Genomic DNA, 301 nt, shown 5'->3' on the forward strand with positions numbered 1-301 from the left:
CCTACGACGGCCGCATCCTCGCCGAGCCCAGCGGCTCGCTGACCTTCAGCGACCAGTCGGTCGCCGAGGACAACCAGGAAGTCGTCGTCGAGTCCGCGACGCTCTCGGACGGTGGCTTCGTCGCCATCCACGAGGGCAGCGCGAGCGGTGACGTCATCGGCACCAGCCGCTACCTCGAAGCCGGCACGCACTCGAACGTGCGCGTCGACCTCGACACCATGGTCAACGAGACCACCACGCTGGTCGCCATGCCCCACCTCGACGACAACTCGAACAACCTCTACGACTTCCCCGAGGCTGA

1 protein-coding gene is annotated in these 301 nt (G+C 66.8%); it reads left to right on the plus strand.

Translation table 11 applies throughout. The features are described 5' to 3' along the window. On the plus strand, positions 1 to 301 hold a 301-nt coding region (locus AB2U09_RS00010; RefSeq protein ID WP_459190648.1), incomplete at both ends, for a DUF7282 domain-containing protein.

The sequence above is a fragment of the Halosimplex yunnanense genome (assembly GCF_054504345.1).